Raw genomic sequence first — 16,766 nt, 5'->3', positions numbered from 1 at the left:
GCCCAGTTCGGCGACCAACGAGCGCGCCGCCCGCACCAGGTCCTCGTCGTCGTACCCGCCGTGGCGGTCCAGGGCGCCTTCGAGGAGCCGCCGGGCCCGCAGGACGTGCCGACCACCCATGCGGTCACTCCGCCTCTCTGTCCGCCCCGCCCCCGGGGAACCGCCGCGTCCGCCCGCGGGGGACGGAAGCCGGAGCTCAGCCCTCCGGCTGATACATCCATACGGCATGGGCGCGCAGCGCCGAAAGGCCCTGATAGGTCATCCACAAGGGGCGGCCGAGATCATGCCCCTCCCAGTTCCAGATGCCGTCGTGCTGCTGGCGGAGCACGCCGTCGACCGCGCTCGCGAGCAGCGCGTGCCACGCCTCCTCGCGGCCCTCGGCGGCGGCGATCTCCCAGGCGCCCGGCGTGAGCAGCGCGCGCACCATCCAGGCCGCGGTGAAGTGCCGTACGAGAAGGACCTCCTGGCGCCAGGCGTCCTCCGGGTGCGGGCGGCGCACCTGCTCCTGCGCGTTGAGCAGGTCCGCGCAGGTGTCGTGGCCCGGCGCCGGGCAGGAGAGCAGCCAGCGGATGCCGTCCTCGCGCGCCGCGCGGGCGTTGGCGTCCTCGCCCAGGACGCGGGCCGCGCGGTCGAGGGCGACGACGGCGAGGGCCGTGTGCACGGGCGAGGGGCGGGACGCGGACGGGTGCGGGGCGCGCAGGCTCGGGCCCCAGCAGCGGCGGTGCTCGCGCAGGGGATCCGTGATGGTGTGGTCGACGAGGCCGTCCCGCAACCGGGCGATGGCGGGGGAGTCGGGCGCCGCGCGCAGCAGGCCGCGCAGCACCGTCGTCACCACATGGGTCCGCGCCAGGCCCGACGGCTCCAGGTCCTCGGTGAAGCGGGCCGCGCAGCGCGCCGCCTCGTCGGCGAGGCGCCCCGCGTCCGCGCCAGCCCGCGCGAGCGCGCCGAGCACAAGCGCCGTCACCTCGGGCCGCGGCACCGACCCCTGCGAGCGCGCCGCCCAGCCCCCGTCCGGGAGCCGGAGCCGCCACAGCGTGGCGACCAGGTCCGACGCGCTCAAGCGGCCGTCGCGCACGCCCAGTTCGAGGACGATGTGCAGGCCGTACGCGGTGCCGGTCGGCGTCGGGCGGACCGGCTGGGTCTGCTCGTCGAGCGCGTGCGGCCAGCCCGTGAGCAGGCCGCGGTCCGGGTCGTCGAGGACGGCGATCTCCTCGCGCAGCGCCGTGTACGCGGCGGTGCCGAGCGCCGGGAGCGGGCCCGGGGAGCGGTCGGTGCCCGCCGCCGCGCCCGAGGCCGGGGCGGGCGGCTGCTCCGCTCCCGCCGCGGTCCTTGCGCGCAGCAGCGCCGCCGCAAGCCACGCGGCGACGCCGATGCCGACGCCGCTGACCCCCGCGATGCCGTACCGCGCGGCGTCGTCCGAGAGCGAGTCCGGAAGGACGCCCACGAGGGACTGGAACACGGCGTAGCCCGCGGCGACGCAGCCGAAGCCGCCGAGCCAGCCCACGAACCGGCTCTGGCGCGAATCGTCCGGCGGCGGAGGCGTGGGGTCAGGTCGCACCGGGCTGCGGCCCAGCTGCTGTTGTGACACAGGGTGTTCCCTCCCCCCAGGGCGGCGCGTGAGTCGTCGTCATTCCCAGTCTAGGCGGCCGCAACCCTGGTTTCGCCGGGTCACGAGGGGTCCGGACCCGGGGAACGCGGCGTGCGCCGGCCCCGCTCGGCCTGCCGCTTCCGCGTCAGTCTTCTCTCACCGGAGCGGTTCGGCCACCGAAAAAGTGAAGGCGAACTCGGCGGGCGCCACCCGCAGTTCGTGCTGCGGCAGCACGCCGGGCCCGCACGACTGGGAGCCGATGCCGCGCTGCCCGTGGTCGAGGTGCACCCACACCGTGTCGCCCGGCGTGAGGTCCGTGCGGTGCGCGGCGGCGTCGAGCTCCTCCGTGCTCCAGCGGCGCGCGGTGAACCAGAACGCCGGGTCGCCCACCACCCGCACCCCGCGGCCCCCGTGGCCCGCGCGCAGCTCGGCCCAGCGGACGTCGGCGCGCGCCCCGTTCTCCTGCGGGCGCACGTACGGGGTCTGGAGGCGGTCGACGGTCGAGGTCCAATGGCCCATCCGGGGTGCGGGGTTGGTGTCCGGGTACGCCTCTTCGACGGTGCCGAACCAGTGCGCGTTCCCGTACGCCGCGGGCAGCCCGAGCCGCACGCCGAGCCGCGGCAGCGGCACCTCCCAGTCGCCCTCGGGCGTCACGGACACGGCGAGGCGCAGGGCGGTGCCGTCGGACGTCCAGCGGTAGACGGTGCGCAGCGCGATGTCCCGCGCGGCCGGCGCCACGCGCGCGTGCACGGTGAGGGCGCCGTCCGCCGACTCCACGCCGTCGAGGCGGTGTTGCATGCGGTGCAGGCCGAACCCCCGCCACAGCGGGCCGTAGCGCGTGTCGGGCTGCCAGGGCGCGCCGTCGTCGTTGTCGGTGGGCGCCCGCCACACGTCGAGGCGCGGCGCCGCGCTCAGCGCGAGGTCGTCCAGGGCGCGCAGGTCACCGGTCCGGGCGTCGAACCGGCCGGGCCCGAGCACGATGTCATAGCCCCGGCGCCGGGGCCGTTCACCGGCGGCGACCGGCACGGCGGGCCGCGCGGTGACGGGGAAGTCGGCGCGGGCCACGCAGTGGTCGAGGGCCGTCCAGTCGGTCTCCTCGCAGACCAGGGCGGACAGATGCAGCCAGACCTCGGCGCCGCGGGCGGCCGCGGGCGGCTCGGGCAGCTTCAGCTCGACGCTCTCGCCGGGACCGAGCTCGGGCGGCACGTCGAGGGGGCCCGACACCGACGGCACGTCGCCGTCCGTCTGGTAGGTCCACTCGAAGGACAGCTCCGACAGGTCCGCGACGTCGTACAGATTGGTCACCCGCACGGTGCCCGCAGCCGCGTCGTACGCGAACCGCACCGGCTGGATCACGTACTTGTACGCGACGAGCCCCGGCGACGGCGTCCGGTCGGGGAAGCACAGGCCGTCGCAGACGAAGTTCCCGTCGTGCAGCTCCTCGCCGAAGTCACCGCCGTACGCGTAGCCGAACGCGGGGTGCTTCAGACCGTGGTCGATCCACTCCCACACGAACCCGCCCTGAAGGCGCTCGTACGTCTCGAAGAGCCGCTGGTACTCGCTCAGGCCGCCCGGGCCGTTCCCCATGGCGTGCCCGTACTCGCACAGGACGAAGGGGAGCGCGCGGCGCGCGTCGGGGCCGCCGTCCTCGCGCCGCCCGATGCGCTCCACCTCCGCGTGGTCGGCGTACATGCGCGAGTACATGTCCGTGTACGCGCACGACGGGTCGCCCTCGTAGTGGAGCAGGCGGTCCGGGTCCCGCTCGCGGATCCACTGGGCCATCGCGGCCAGGCCCCGGCCCGTGCCGCACTCGTTGCCGAGCGACCAGACGATCACCGACGGGTGGTTCTTGTCCCGCTCGACCGTGCGGGCCGCGCGGTCCAGGAGCGCCGGGGTCCAGCGGTCGTCGTCGACGGGGTTGCCGCGCCAGCCCCGCATCGTGAAGCCGTGCGTCTCCAGGTCGCACTCGTCGATCACCCACAGGCCGAGCTCGTCGCACAGGTCGAGGAAGGCGGGGTGCGGCGGGTAGTGGGCGGTGCGGACCGCGTTGATGTTGTGCTGCTTCATCAGGCGGACGTCGGCGCGCATCGTGGCGAGGTCCAGGGTGCGGCCGGTCTCCGGGTGGAACTCGTGCCGGTTCACGCCCCGGAACAGCACGGCCCTGCCGTTGACCGTGATCAGCCCGTCCTCGACGGCGACCGTGCGGAAGCCGACGCGCAGCGCGATCCGCTCACCCGGCGTGGCGAGGACCGCGTCGTAGAGCCGGGGCCGCTCCGCCGACCACGGCTCGACCGGCACGGTCACGCTCTGTCCGGTGGCGACGTCGATGCCGAGCTCCGGCACCGTGACCCGGCCCGCGACCTCGGAGTCGACCCGCAGCGTGCCCGTCCCCGCGCGATGGTCGTACGACGCGTGCGTGAAGAAGTCCCGCGCCGCGCCTTCGGGCCGGTGCAGGAGCGTCACGTCCCGGAAGATCCCCGGCAGCCACCACTGGTCCTGGTCCTCCAGGTACGACCCCGACGACCACTGGTGCACCCGCACCGCAAGCACGTTGTCCTCCGCCCGCAGCAGCCGCCCCACCGCGAACTCGTGCGGCAGCCGCGACCCCTTGAAGTCACCGAGCGGCGTGCCGTTCAGCCACACCCGGGCGCACGACTCGACCCCCTCGAACCGCAGGACGACGTCCCCGCCGGCGGGCCAGCCGTCCGGCAGGTCGAAGCGGCGCAGATGGTCGCCGGTCGGATTCTCCGTCGGCACCCGCGGCGGATCGACGGGGAACGGATACATCTGGTTGGTGTACGCGGGCCGACCGTGGCCCTGGAGCACCCAGTGCCCCGGCACCACGATCTCCTCCCAGGCCGAGGCGTCGTACGCGTCGGCGGCGAACGACTCGTCCGCGGCGTCGGCGCGCGGCGACAGCCGGAAGCGCCAGCTTCCCTTGAGCGACAGAACGGCGGCGTCCGACCCCGCGCACCACGCACGGGGCGGCAGACCGCCGGTACCGGGGGACACGTCCTCGTGGTAGGGCAGCAGCTCCATGACTCCATCACAGCGTGCCGGGGCGGCGGGGCTCAATTCTTTCCGGCGGAGGGTTGTTGGATTCTTGACGCCGGGGTTGGACGGAAAAAGAAGTGGCGTGCGGTCGAACGCCGTCGTTAGGGTGAACCTCGTTCCTCGGCGGCCACCTGCCGCCGTCGTCGTCGACCGAGCATGACCCAGGAGGTGTGACCGATGGCTGTCGCTGCGATGGGCGCTGCCCGCATCCGGACGTTCGTCACATTCACCTCCGTGGTCTCCGGCTGACTCTTTCTCTCTTGCCGCGCCTTCGCCGCGCGGGCCGGGGCCACCCCTGTGAAGGGTTCCCCTTGTCTTCGTCTTCCTCTCTGCTCTTCTCCGCTTCCTCCGGTGACCCGCACCCGCTCGCCCCCTACGGCTGGGACGAGGAGTGGGCCGCCGCCTTCGCGCCGTACGCCGAGCGCGGGCTGCTGCCCGGCCGGGTCATCCGCGTCGACCGGGGAAGCTGCGACATCGTCGTCACGGAAGAAGGTGTCATCCGTGCCGACACCACGTACGTCACCCCGCACGACCCCCTGAGGGTCATCTGCACCGGCGACTGGGCCGCAGTGGACGCACCGGGCCGCGACCCGAGGTACGTGCGGGCCTATCTGCCGCGGCGCACCTCGTTCGTGCGGTCCACCTCGTCCAAGCGGTCCGAGGGGCAGATCCTCGCCGCCAACGTCGACCACGCCGTCATCGCCGTGTCCCTCGCCGGTGAGCTCGACCTCGGGCGCATCGAGCGGTTCCTGGCCCTCGGCTGGGAGTCCGGCGCGCAGCCCGTCGTGGTCCTCACCAAGGCCGACCTCGTGCCCGACGCCACCGCCCTGTCGTACCTCGTCGAGGACGTCGAGACGAGCGCGCCCGGCGTCCAGGTGCTGCCCGTCAGCGCCGCCTGCGGCGACGGCGTCGACGTCCTCGCCGCCCTCGTCTCCGGCGGTACGTCCGTGCTCCTCGGGCAGTCCGGAGCCGGCAAGTCGACGCTCGCCAACGCGCTCGCGGGTGCCGACGTCATGGACGTCCAGGCCATCCGTGACGTGGACGGCAAGGGGCGCCACACCACCACCACGCGCAATCTGATCCCGCTGCCCGGCGGGGGCGTGCTCATCGACACCCCCGGGCTGCGCGGCGTCGGGCTCTTCGACGCCGGGAGCGGCGTCGGGCAGGTCTTCTCCGAGATCGAGGAGCTCGCCGAGGGCTGCCGCTTCCAGGACTGCGCGCACGAGGCGGAGCCCGGCTGTGCGGTGCTCGCCGCGCTGGCTGAGGGGGTGCTGCCCGAGCGGCGGCTCGACAGTTACCGGAAGCTGTTGCGGGAGAACCAGCGGATCGTTGCCAAGACGGATGCGCGGGTTCGGGCCGAGATGCGGAAGGAGTGGAAGCGGAGGGGCGCGGAAGGGCGCGCGGCGATGGAGGCGAAGCGGGGGCGGGGGCGGTAGCTGACCTGGGGGTCGGACGGGTGGGGGTCTGCGTTCCGGGTGCCCGGCACGTGGGCTGTGCCCACCCGTTCCGCCCTCTGGGCGGACCAGCTGCCCACAGCGGGGAGCGGCCAGGATGGCGCCTCCCAGCGTGCCCATGCACAGCACAGCTCCATGTCTGATTTCCGCTAGCCCCTGTGTTCGGTGCGGCTCACACTGGGGAATGTGAACGATCTCGATACCCGGTACGAAGCCGTACGTAGTCGTGATGCTCGGTTTGACGGGGAGTTCTTCTTCGCCGTGTCGACCACGGGGATCTACTGTCGGCCGAGCTGTCCGGCCGTGACGGCCAAGCGGCAGAACGTGAAGTTCTATCCGACCGCCGCCGCCGCGCAGAGTCAGGGGTTCCGGGCCTGTCGGCGGTGTCGGCCCGACGCGGTGCCCGGGTCCGCGGAGTGGAACGTGCGGGCCGACGTCGTGGGCCGGGCCATGCGCATGATCGGGGACGGCGTCGTGGACCGCGAGGGCGTCGGCGGGCTCGCCGTGCGGCTCGGGTACAGCGCGCGGCAGGTCCAGCGCCAGCTGACCGCCGAGCTCGGCGCGGGCCCGGTGGCGCTGGCCCGCGCCCAGCGCGCGCACACCGCGCGGGTGCTGCTCCAGACCACCGACCTGCCGGTCACGGAGATCGCGTTCGCCGCGGGGTTCGCGAGCGTGCGGCAGTTCAACGACACCATCCGGGCGGTGTACGAGCTGACGCCGACCGCCCTGCGCGCCGCCGCGCCCAAGCGGGGCGGCGGCCGTGCCACGCCGTCGGCGGGCATCCCGCTGCGGCTCGCCTACCGCGGCCCGTACCAGGCCACCGCCGTCTTCGACCTGCTCGCCGACGAGGCGCTGCACGGCGTCGAAGAGATCGGCGGGGAGCGCGGCGCCCGTACGTACCGGCGCACGCTGCGGCTGCCGTACGCCTCCGGGATCGTGGCCGTTCAGGAGCGGGCCCCGCGCGGGGCGGGGGCGGAGAGCGGGTGGCTCGAAGCCCGGCTCCACCTGTCCGACCTGCGGGATCTGACGACGGCCGTGCAGCGGCTCCGCGGGCTCTTCGACCTGGACGCCGACCCGTACGCGGTCGACGAGCGGCTCGCCGCCGACCCCCGGCTCGCGCCGCTCGTGCGGGTCAGGCCGGGGCTTCGGTCGCCGGGCGTCGCGGACCCCGAGGAGTTCGCGGTGCGGGCCGTCGTCGGCAGGGAGGCCGCCGAGCGCCTCGTCGTGGAGTACGGGACTCCGCTTCCGGCGCCGTGCGGGGCGCTCACGCATGTCTTCCCGGAGCCAGGGGCGCTCGCTGGCCGGGTTCCGCTCGCCGCCGCGCTCGCCGACGGCCGGGTGCGCCTGGACGCGGGCGCCGACCGCGACGACGCCGAGCAGCAGCTGCGCGCCGTGGACGGCGTGGGCGACGACGCGGTCGCCCTCATCCGGATGCGGGCCCTCGGCGACCCGGACGTGGCCCTGCCGGGCGTGGCGGTGGACGACGCGTGGCGGCCCTGGCGGTCGTACGCGGCGCGTCATCTCCGTACGGAGAGCAGGGAGAGTGCGGAGGGTGCGCGGCGCACGTCGTCGCCAGGGCCGTCGGGGGAGGGTGAGCTCCTTACGGCGTAAGGGAGTTCGCGTCGCGTCGGCCGCGGCGTACCGCGTACCAGCCCGCCGCGATCAGCGCCGCCGCGAGGGTCGCGGCTCCCGCCACGGTCGCGCCGGTGGAGGCCAGGCTGCCGCCGTCCCCGGCGGGCGCGGCACCGCCCACGTCACCGGAGCCGGACGGACCGGCTACGTCGTCGGCGCCCGATCCTCCTGAGCCCGGTCCGCCGCCGGTCGACCCGCCCGCCGACGAGCCGCCCGCAGAGCCTCCGCCCGTGGAGCCCCCATCCGCCGAACCGCCGCCCGTGGACCCGCCGTCCGCGAAGGACACCGGCACCCGCACGTCCTGCGAACGGTCGTCGGGGCGCGTGTGGTCCGCGCGGGTCGCGAGGACGCAGCGCCGGGTGAGGCAGTCGGTGCCCGAGTCCTTGGCGTCGACGGTCAGCCGGACCGTGAAGGAGCCCTTCTCGCCATAGGGCGTGGCCAGGTCCTCGGTGCCGGGCGGCGGGGTGTTCGTGATCCACGCCGACGCCTTCGAACCACCGGTGGTGGCGGCGCCGCCCACGCAGGGGGTGGGGGTCCTCCCGGGGCCGTTGTCCACGCACAGCGCGACGTAGACGCCCTTCTTCTCGTCGTATCCCGTGCCGGTGACCGTCAGTTCCTGGCCCTTGGCGGCCAGTTCGCGCACCGGTGTGACGGTGAGGCGCTGGCCGTCGGGTCCGGTCGCGGAGCCCTCGTCGCCACCGTGCGCGCGGACGGTGAGCGTGACCGGTTCCGTGCGGGCCGTGCCGGAGGCGTTGGTGAACTCGGCCCGGTAGCGGTGGCCGTCGAGCGACGCCTTGGCCGTGAACGTGTACGCGGCCTTCGTCGCGCCGTCGACCGCGTGCCAGGAGCGCCCGTCGTCGGTGCTCTCCTGCCATTGCGCGGTCGGCTCGGGGGAGCCGTCGGCGGTGGCCGTGAGCGTGACCTTCGTGCCGTCGGCCGCCGTGGTGTCCTCGGGGGAGCGGGTGACCGTCGGGGGCGCACCGCGTTCGAGCCGGGTGATCCGGTTCTGGGCCGGGCTCGTCACGAACACCTCGGCGCCGCCCGGTGTCACGGCCACGGCGGCCGCGCCGAGTTGGGCCTCGTTGCCGGGAAGGCGCACGGGGGCGGCGGCCTGCTTCAGGGTGGCGGTGTCGAGCACGGTCAGGGAGCCGTCGCCGTCGTAGTCGGGCGCGCCCGGGTCGCCGACGTCCTGCCGGGCGACGTACGCGCGATTTCCGTCGAAGGCCACGTCACGCGCCAGATCGGTGCCGTCGAGCGTGGCGCGCGCCGTGCCGTCGGGGCCGAACACCATGACCTTGTCCTGCCGTCCCACCCACACCGAGCCGGTGGCCGGGTCGACGGCCGTGAAGCCCTCGGCGCCCTCGGTGACCGGGAGTCGGACCGAGTCGGCCACGGTGAAGGAGTCGGTGTCGACGCGGTGGAGGCGGTTGTTCGCCAGGTCCGCCGACCACACGGCCTTGCGGCGGGAGTCGACGGCGAACTGTCCCGCGCCCGCGAGCGTGACCGTCCGCTTGACCGTGCCGGTGGCCGTCTCGACCTCGGCGAGCGCCGTGCCCTGGGCGACCAGGGTGGTCCCGTCGGCGACGCCGGGCCCGACGTCGGTCACCTTGGCGCCGGCGAGCCAGACGCCCTTGGCCTCCTTGTCGCCGTCCTTCGCGGTGCCGAGGCCCTTGAGCGGATAGTGGAAGACGACGCCGTCTCCGGGCAGCGGCGCGGCGATCTTCCGTACGGTCGACTCGCGGGACTCGCCCGTGGGGCCCGGGGCCTTGGCGGTGTGCCCGCGCACCGTGCCGTCGGCGCGGTCGAGGACGTACAGGCCCCGCTCGTTGGCGTCGGGCGTGCCCGGGTCGTCGTCGGAGCCGACGTACAGCTTCTTCGATTCGGGGTGGACGGTGGCGTCGAGGGGTTTGCCCGCGGTGCTGAAGTCGGCGGTGCGGTGGTAACCGGGCCCGCTCCCACGGGGGTTCGCGCCGCCGCCCTGCTGCGGGGCGGACGGCGCGAAGCCCGTGGTGAGCGAGGCGACCACCACGGCCGCGGCGGACAGCGTGGCTGCGCGTCTCATGGTGGGGCGCCCGGCCTACCGGAAGGTGACCGGGATGTGCACGTCGTACTTGCGGTCGCCCGAGTCGAAGTGGTCGGCGCGCGTGACGATCGCGCACTCCACGGTCTCGCCGCACACGTTGCCGCCGCCGAGGTCGGCCTTCACGTGGATTTTCACGGAGAAGGAGCCGTTCGCGCCGAAGCGGGAGCTGTTGGGCACGGTGCCGCCGCCGGCGTTGGACACCCAGTGCGAGGCGCCGGTGGTGCCCGACTGGTCCTGGCCGCCGAGGCAGGGGGTCGGCTTGTTGGCGCCGGGCGCGCCGTCGACGGCGCACAGGCTGACGTAGACGCCCTGCGCGGTGTTGTAACCGGTGCCGGAGACGGTGACGTTGGCGCCCGCCCCGGCCGCGGTGTCCGGGCCCGTCAGCGCCAGGTGGTACGTCTTGCCGCCGTCCGTGATCGTTCTTTTCGCCGTGACGTCGGCGGCGGACGCGGAGGCGGCGAGGCCGACGGTGAGCGCGGCGGCGGCGCAGAGGGGGAGGAGGGCACGGGTACGCGTACGCATGGGTGCGGGCACCTTTCTGGGCCACTGAGCTCCGGAGAGCCAGGTAGTTAGGTAAGGCATACCTAAGCTTGCTGGCTCTCCGGTGTCAACGCCGTCACCCCGCGTCCTCCTCCAGGCCCCAGCTGTGGATCCGCTGCGGGTGCACGCGGATCAGCTCCTCGCTCATGTGCGGGCCCAAGTCGTGCGGCCCGGTGAGGAGTTCGGCCTCGCCGCGGATGTCCACGCCCCGCACCCGCCACGGCCGCTCGCTCACGATGTCGTCCACGACGAGCGCCACCTTCGGGTTCGCCTGGAGGTTGCGCCACTTCTTCGTGGTGCCCATCGCGTACCCGCCGATGAGGATCGTGCCGTCGTCCTGCACGTAGAAGCCGACGGGGTTGGCCTGCGGCTGGCCCTTGGGGTCGACGGTGGCGAGCCTGCCCAGGCGCTGGGACGTCAGATACGCGCGCTCGGCCGCGCTGAATTCACTCATGGCCGCGAGGCTGTCACGCGCCACGGCCCCCGCGCATCGGCGCGCCGACCTAGGGCTTTGGCCCTCGTCCGGTTCTCGTTGGGGGCGGTGGGGCGTGGGGCGTGGGGCGTGGGGCGTGGGGCGTGGGGCCTGGGGGCTGGGGCGTGGACATCGGTGCGGCTTTGGGGCATTGCGGTTGGTACGTATCCGTGGCCGGCGTGGCCGCCGTGGCCGTGCGTGTCAGCCGCGCCAGATGACCGCCCCCACCCACGCCCCCACGATCAGCAGGCACGCGAACAGCTCCACGAACACGCTCCACCCGCCCGCCCGCAGGGCCGCCCGCACCGACGTCACCGCCTCCCCGTGCCCCCCGAGCCGCAGTCGCTCCGCCAGATAGAGCCCGCCCACGAACCCGGGCGCGGCTCCCAGGACCGGCACCACGCAGAACCCGAGCAGCGCCCCCGTACCGGCGTACACCGCGAGACGGCCCGTCGCCCCGGACGCCCGCAGCCGCCGCGGCGGCAGCTGCCAGCGCACGGCCTGGGAGAGCAGCAGCACCAGGGTCGCCCCGACCAGGACGCCCCAGGCCAGGCCCGACGCGTCCTTGAGCGCCCACCACAGCGCCGCGGCCCACACCAGCCACGACCCCGGAACCCCGGGCACCAGTACTCCGCACAGGCCGAGCAGCATCACCACGCCGACCACCAGGAGTTCCCACGCTCCCATCTGCCCAGCGTGCGGGATCGACCGCGAAACCGCAGGTCGCGTTAGTCCCGGGCGGCCCGCTCAGTTCCGGGCGGCCCGCTCAGTCCCGGCGCCCCGCTGGTCCCGGGTGGCCCGCGCCGCGCCGCCGGTCCCGCCCGCCCGCCGTGCCTCGCGGGCCACCCAGCCGCGCTCGTACGCGTGCCAGCCCAGCTGGAGCCGGGTCGTCACGCCCGTCAGCTCCATCAGCCGCTTCACGCGGCGCTGCACCGTGCGCAGGCCCAGGTCCAGCTGTTTCGCCACGCTGGCGTCCGTCATGCCCGCGAGCAGAAGCGACAGGACCTCCAGGTCGGTGCCGTCGGGGCCCTCGGGGTCGCTCTCCCGCACCACGCCGCTCTCGCCGAGCCGCAGCGGCAGCGCGGTGCGCCACACCGCCTCGAAGAGCCCGGTCAGCGACTCGAGCAGACCGCTCGCGTGCACGACGAGCGCCGCGGGCTCCGCCGTCTTCGACGTCAGCGGCACCATGGCGAGCGAGCCGTCGGCGATCACCAGCTTGGTCGGTACGCGGTCCACGACCCGGATGCGCTCGGCCCTGCCGAGGGCCTCCGCGATCTCCGTCAGGCCGGTCGGCGCGGCGAGCACCTCGCGCTCGACCACCACGCGGTAGGCCACGCCACGGCTCGTGGCCTGCTCCTCCGCGTCGTTCTCCAGGCCCGTGACGGCGACGGGCCGGCCCGTCACCAGGGCGCACACCTCGCGGGCCGCGCCGAGCTGGAGCTGCAGGAACCGCTGCGAGACGGCGGCCGCGCCCGTCACCACCTCGACCAGGTCGTGCACGGCGGGCTCGGCGGCGCGGGCGCGGTACTCCTCGGCGAGGAGCGTCGCCGCGAGCTCCGCCTTCTCCAACTCGTGCCGGTGCTGGGTGAGCAGCGCACCGAGCGCCACGCCCGGTGGCGCCGCCACCCAGCGGCCCGCCCGGCCCGACGCCTGCGCGGCGAGCCCGTGCCGCTCCAGACGGCGCAGCGCCCGCTCCGTCTCCGGCTCGCCCAGCGTGAGGCGGCGCGCCAGGTCGGGTACGTCGGCCGCGCCCACCGACACCAGTGCGCGGTACGCCGCCTCGTGCGTCTCGTCAAGCCCTATCGCAGCCAGCATGCGGCGACGTCCCTCCCCCGGTGGCCCGTCCGGCGGGCCCGGTCTTCCCGTTGTCCGTGGCGCGTGCGACGCGGCGCGCCGCTTCCCCGGATGGCGGAAAGCGGCCACGGCGCAAACCCGCCGCGGACATCATCACCGCAGCCCCCGCCGGTCTGCCAGGGTGACCCCGCCCGGCCTGGAATTTCCGGATGCACCGTTTTCGTACGCCCTGTGCGGTGGACAATAGGGGCATGAGCCAGCAGGGGGAGAGGCACACCGGTCAGAAGGACGACTGGTGGGGGCAGTTGTACGACGAGGACAAGAACGACACGGGGCCCGCGGCCGCGGCTGACACCCTGGACGACCGGTTCGCGTCGGTCGCCGGCACGGTGGGCGCCGCCCCGGGGGCCGCCGACCCCTACGACATCCCGGACCAACGCCACGTACCCACCGACGAGCTGAAGCCCCGCCCCCCGATCTCACCCCCACGCCCTCCGGCCCCGCCGGGCGGGGAGCCCCCTGACCGGGCCGGAGCCCCGTCTGCGACGGCTTCGACACCACCCGGGGCACCGGCTCCACCGCCGCCCCAGCCACCGCTTCCGGGGCCGCCGGGTGCGGCAGGGGCGCCGGGTGCGGTTGAGGAGTCGGGGTCCGGTCGAGGTGAGGTGACAGGGGTGGATTCCGCTGAGGCCGGTGCGTCGGCCGCGACAGGGGCTTCTCCGCGGGCCGGGACACCGGCTCCACCGCCACCGCCACCACCGACACAGGCTCCGGCCTCCGGCCAGGGCGGAGCGCCCGCCCCGGCGGGACCCGGGACACCGAAGCCCGCACCCCCGGAAGCCCCGGCACCGCCTGGGACAGGCCCGTCCCCACGCCCCGGCCCACCACCCCTTCACCCCCCGGCCCCGCCCGAAACACCGCTCCCGGCCCGAGGCGGCGTACCGGCCCCCTCCGGGCCACCGGCCCCCACGCGGCCCCCAGCCCCGCCCCAGCGCTCGGCCCCGAGCGAACCCCCCACCCCCCGTTCCACACCCCCCATCACCCCCCACCCTTCACCCCTCACCCCCCGCTCTCCGGCCCCCGCCTACCGTGCCCCCGCCCCCTGGACACCCCCCACCACCCCCTCCGGCCCGGTGACCTTCCCCGCGGCGGCTCCCGGACCGGGGCCGGTTCCGGGGGAGGGGTCCAGCGAGAGCAGCGAGGCGGGCGTTCCGGACGCCTCCGTGGATGAGGGGGCGGAGCAGGCGCGCCTCGTGCCGGCGTACGTGGGGGACGGGCCCCCGACGTACGACGCCGAGCCGACGGGGCTGCCCGCGGCCGACCCGGACGACCTGGAGAGCCTGGTCGCGGACACCGCGCTCGACGGGGCGCGGTACGGCACGTACACGCTGCGGGCCGTGTCCGTGCGCGGGGACTCCGCCCGGTACCGGGGCGAACCCCGCAGGGACGCCCTGCTCACCGCCCGCTTCGGCACGGGCGACGACGCGCTGGTCCTGGTCGCCATGGCCACCGGCGCCCGCGCCACCGCGGGGGCGCACCGCGCCGCGGCCGACGCCTGCGCGTGGATCGGCCGCGCCGTGGGCCGCAGTCACGCGCGGCTCGCGCAGGACATCAGGGCGGCGCGCCGCGGCGACCTCAAGTCGGGCCTCCACCGGCTCACCGACCGCAGCCTCGGCAAGCTGCGCGCCCGCGCCGCCGAACTCGGCCTGGAACCCGAGGAGTACACGGCGTCGCTGCGCTGTCTGCTGCTGCCCGCCGACCCGGAGTGCCGCACCCGCGTCTTCTTCGGCGTCGGCGCGGGCGGCCTGTTCCGGCTGCGCGGCGGCGAGTGGCAGGACATCGAGCCGCGCGTCGCCGAGGCCACCGGCGCCGCGGTGGTCGGCTTCGGCTCACCTCCTTCCGGCGGCACGGCTTCCGGCACGCCCTCCGACGCCCCCTCCGACGCCCCCTCCGGCACCCCCTCCGACACGTCGGCGGAGACCCCGGACGGCGACCGGCTCACCATGGACCTGGGCATCACGACGCCCCCGAGCCCGTACGAACCCGCGCCCGCACCGCCCCGCGACCCGTTCCGCTTCCGCGCCTCCGTCGCCCGCCCGGGTGACACGCTGCTGCTGTGCAGCGGCGGCCTCGCCGACCCGCTGCGCGGCGAGCCCGACCTCACGCGGCACCTCACCCGCCGATGGGCGGAGGGCGGCCCGCCGGGGCTCGCCGCGTTCCTCGCCGACATCCAGGTACGGGTCAAGGGATACGCCGATGATCGTACGGCCGCGGCCGTTTGGGAGGCGTGAGCGCCGCCGCTGTGAATTCATGGACCCATAGCGACCAAAGGGGTGCATGAAGCATGGCCAAGCAGAACGTCGCCGAGCAGTTCGTCGACATCCTCGTCCGCGCCGGGGTCAAGCGGCTCTACGGCGTCGTCGGCGACAGCCTCAACCCCGTCGTGGACGCCATCCGGCGCACCCCGGCGATCGACTGGATCCAGGTGCGGCACGAGGAGACCGCCGCCTTCGCGGCCGGCGCGGAGGCCCAGGTCACCGGCTCCCTCGCGGCCTGCGCGGGCTCCTGCGGCCCCGGCAACCTCCACCTCATCAACGGCCTGTACGACGCGCACCGCTCCATGGCCCCCGTCCTCGCCCTGGCCTCCCACATCCCGTCCTCCGAGATCGGCCTCGGCTACTTCCAGGAGACCCACCCCGACCAGCTGTTCCGCGAGTGCAGCCACTACAGCGAGCTGATCTCCAACCCCAAGCAGATGCCGCGGCTGCTGCAGACGGCGATCCAGCACGCCGTCGGCCAGTCGGGGGTCAGTGTCGTGTCCCTGCCCGGCGACATCGCGTCCGAGCCCGCCCCCGAGAAGGCCGCCGAGACCGCCCTCGTCACCTCGCGGCCCTCCGTACGCCCCGGCGACGCCGAGATCGACAAGCTCGCCGCGATGATCGACGAGGCCGACAAGGTGACGCTGTTCTGCGGCAGCGGCACGGCGGGCGCGCACGCCGAGGTCATGCAGTTCGCGGAGAAGGTCAAGTCGCCGGTCGGCCACGCCCTGCGCGGCAAGGAGTGGATCCAGTACGACAACCCGTACGACGTCGGCATGAGCGGCCTGCTCGGCTACGGCGCCGCGTACGAGGCCACCCACGAGTGCGACCTGCTCATCCTGCTCGGCACCGACTTCCCGTACAACGCCTTCCTGCCCGACGACGTGAAGATCGCCCAGGTCGACGTGCGGCCCGAACGCCTGGGCCGCCGCTCGAAGTTGGACCTCGCCGTGTGGGGCGACGTGCGCGAGACGCTGCGCTGCCTCACCCCGCGCGTGAGCCCGAAGACGAACCGGCGCTTCCTCGACAAGATGCTGAAGAAGCACGCCGACGCCCTGGAGGGCGTCGTCAAGGCGTACACCCGCAAGGTCGACAAGCACGTCCCCATCCACCCCGAGTACGTCGCGTCGGTGCTCGACGAACTCGCCGCCGACGACGCGGTGTTCACCGTCGACACCGGCATGTGCAACGTCTGGGCCGCCCGCTACATCTCGCCCAACGGCAAGCGCCGCATCATCGGCTCCTTCTCCCACGGCTCGATGGCCAACGCGCTGCCGCAGGCCATCGGCGCCCAGTTCGTCGACCGCGGGCGGCAGGTCGTCTCGATGTCGGGCGACGGCGGCTTCTCCATGCTCATGGGCGACTTCCTCACGCTCGTCCAGTACGACCTGCCGGTGAAGGTCGTCCTCTTCAACAACTCCTCGCTCGGTATGGTCGAGTTGGAGATGCTCGTCGCCGGTCTGCCGTCGTACGGCACGGCCAACCGCAATCCCGACTTCGCCGCCGTCGCGCGGGCCTGCGGGGCCTATGGGGTGCGGGTCGAGAAGCCCAAGCAGCTTGCGGGGGCGCTGAAGGACGCCTTCCGGCACAAGGGGCCCGCCCTGGTCGACATCGTCACCGATCCCAACGCCCTCTCCATCCCCCCGAAGATCAGCGCCGAGATGGTCACCGGATTCGCCCTCTCCGCCAGCAAGATCGTCCTGGACGGCGGAGTGGGCCGCATGCTCCAGATGGCCCGCTCCAACTTGCGCAACGTGCCACGTCCGTAACCTTCGCGGGGCGCCCCAGTCCCGCCCCTTCCCGAACTAGGGGCTCCGCCCCTAGGACCCCT

The 16,766-nt window shown here is 74.4% G+C and carries 11 protein-coding genes; 4 read left to right on the top strand and 7 right to left on the bottom strand.

The window, feature by feature from the left end; genetic code table 11:
* Positions 1 to 196: 196 nt before the first annotated feature.
* Both ACFWZ5_RS38590 and ACFWZ5_RS38585 read right to left on the bottom strand, forming a co-directional pair.
* Positions 197 to 1,588, bottom strand: a complete 1,392-nt coding sequence (locus ACFWZ5_RS38590) for a hypothetical protein (protein WP_384804326.1) — start codon at positions 1,586 to 1,588, stop codon at positions 197 to 199.
* A 156-nt stretch (positions 1,589 to 1,744) separates the two neighbouring features.
* Complete coding sequence (locus ACFWZ5_RS38585; RefSeq protein ID WP_384804324.1) at positions 1,745 to 4,627, bottom strand: glycoside hydrolase family 2 TIM barrel-domain containing protein; 2,883 nt, start codon at positions 4,625 to 4,627, stop codon at positions 1,745 to 1,747.
* A 326-nt stretch (positions 4,628 to 4,953) separates the two neighbouring features.
* Here ACFWZ5_RS38585 and rsgA point away from each other — a divergent pair, with 326 nt between their 5' ends.
* Both rsgA and ACFWZ5_RS38575 read left to right on the top strand, forming a co-directional pair.
* Positions 4,954 to 6,078, top strand: a complete 1,125-nt coding sequence (gene rsgA, locus ACFWZ5_RS38580) for a ribosome small subunit-dependent GTPase A (protein WP_384804322.1) — start codon at positions 4,954 to 4,956, stop codon at positions 6,076 to 6,078.
* A gap of 204 nt (positions 6,079 to 6,282) precedes the next feature.
* The gene (locus ACFWZ5_RS38575; protein ID WP_384804320.1) at positions 6,283 to 7,707 is read left to right on the top strand and encodes a DNA-3-methyladenine glycosylase 2 family protein; all 1,425 of its coding nucleotides are present in this window, start codon (positions 6,283 to 6,285) and stop codon (positions 7,705 to 7,707) included.
* Here the strand turns inward: ACFWZ5_RS38575 and ACFWZ5_RS38570 are convergent.
* From ACFWZ5_RS38570 to ACFWZ5_RS38550, 5 genes are all read right to left on the bottom strand, one after another.
* The gene (locus ACFWZ5_RS38570) at positions 7,697 to 9,790 is read right to left on the bottom strand and encodes a hypothetical protein (protein ID WP_384892027.1); all 2,094 of its coding nucleotides are present in this window, start codon (positions 9,788 to 9,790) and stop codon (positions 7,697 to 7,699) included. The genes ACFWZ5_RS38575 and ACFWZ5_RS38570 overlap by 11 nt on opposite strands.
* Before the next feature lie 15 nt (positions 9,791 to 9,805).
* Positions 9,806 to 10,333, bottom strand: a complete 528-nt coding sequence (locus ACFWZ5_RS38565; protein WP_384805352.1) for a hypothetical protein — start codon at positions 10,331 to 10,333, stop codon at positions 9,806 to 9,808.
* A gap of 94 nt (positions 10,334 to 10,427) precedes the next feature.
* The gene (locus ACFWZ5_RS38560; RefSeq protein WP_384805354.1) at positions 10,428 to 10,805 is read right to left on the bottom strand and encodes a PPOX class F420-dependent oxidoreductase; all 378 of its coding nucleotides are present in this window, start codon (positions 10,803 to 10,805) and stop codon (positions 10,428 to 10,430) included.
* 219 nt (positions 10,806 to 11,024) lie between these two features.
* A complete protein-coding gene (locus tag ACFWZ5_RS38555; protein WP_384805356.1) occupies positions 11,025 to 11,510 on the bottom strand; it encodes a DUF456 domain-containing protein in 486 nt (161 codons plus the stop codon).
* Positions 11,511 to 11,570: 60 nt separating this feature from the next.
* Positions 11,571 to 12,638 carry a helix-turn-helix domain-containing protein gene (locus ACFWZ5_RS38550; RefSeq protein WP_384805358.1) on the bottom strand — a complete coding sequence of 356 codons (1,068 nt, stop codon included), beginning with the start codon at positions 12,636 to 12,638 and terminating at the stop codon, positions 11,571 to 11,573.
* 230 nt (positions 12,639 to 12,868) lie between these two features.
* On the opposite strand from ACFWZ5_RS38550, the gene ACFWZ5_RS38545 reads away from it, so the two are divergent.
* Entirely contained in the window at positions 12,869 to 14,908 is a 2,040-nt protein-coding gene (locus tag ACFWZ5_RS38545) for a protein phosphatase 2C domain-containing protein (RefSeq protein ID WP_384805360.1), read from the top strand.
* A 53-nt stretch (positions 14,909 to 14,961) separates the two neighbouring features.
* Positions 14,962 to 16,704, top strand: a complete 1,743-nt coding sequence (locus ACFWZ5_RS38540) for a pyruvate dehydrogenase (protein ID WP_384805362.1) — start codon at positions 14,962 to 14,964, stop codon at positions 16,702 to 16,704.
* Positions 16,705 to 16,766: the final 62 nt, after the last annotated feature.

The sequence above is a fragment of the Streptomyces sp. NPDC059003 genome, from assembly GCF_042740445.1.
In the GTDB taxonomy this organism is placed as follows: Bacteria; Actinomycetota; Actinomycetes; order Streptomycetales; family Streptomycetaceae; genus Streptomyces.
This window is presented reverse-complemented; position numbering and strand designations above follow the sequence as displayed.

Bases quoted from the DNA above. Each gene is read 5' to 3' on its own strand.
- ACFWZ5_RS38585 (WP_384804324.1), bottom strand. From the start codon at position 4,627: ATGGAGCTGCTGCCCTACCACGAGGACGTGTCCCCCGGTACCGGCGGT.
- ACFWZ5_RS38555 (WP_384805356.1), bottom strand. From the start codon at position 11,510: ATGGGAGCGTGGGAACTCCTGGTGGTCGGCGTGGTGATGCTGCTCGGC.
- ACFWZ5_RS38570 (WP_384892027.1), bottom strand. From the start codon at position 9,790: ATGAGACGCGCAGCCACGCTGTCCGCCGCGGCCGTGGTGGTCGCCTCG.
- ACFWZ5_RS38545 (WP_384805360.1), top strand. From the start codon at position 12,869: ATGAGCCAGCAGGGGGAGAGGCACACCGGTCAGAAGGACGACTGGTGG.
- ACFWZ5_RS38550 (WP_384805358.1), bottom strand. From the start codon at position 12,638: ATGCTGGCTGCGATAGGGCTTGACGAGACGCACGAGGCGGCGTACCGC.
- ACFWZ5_RS38540 (WP_384805362.1), top strand. From the start codon at position 14,962: ATGGCCAAGCAGAACGTCGCCGAGCAGTTCGTCGACATCCTCGTCCGC.
- ACFWZ5_RS38565 (WP_384805352.1), bottom strand. From the start codon at position 10,333: ATGCGTACGCGTACCCGTGCCCTCCTCCCCCTCTGCGCCGCCGCCGCG.
- ACFWZ5_RS38560 (WP_384805354.1), bottom strand. From the start codon at position 10,805: ATGAGTGAATTCAGCGCGGCCGAGCGCGCGTATCTGACGTCCCAGCGC.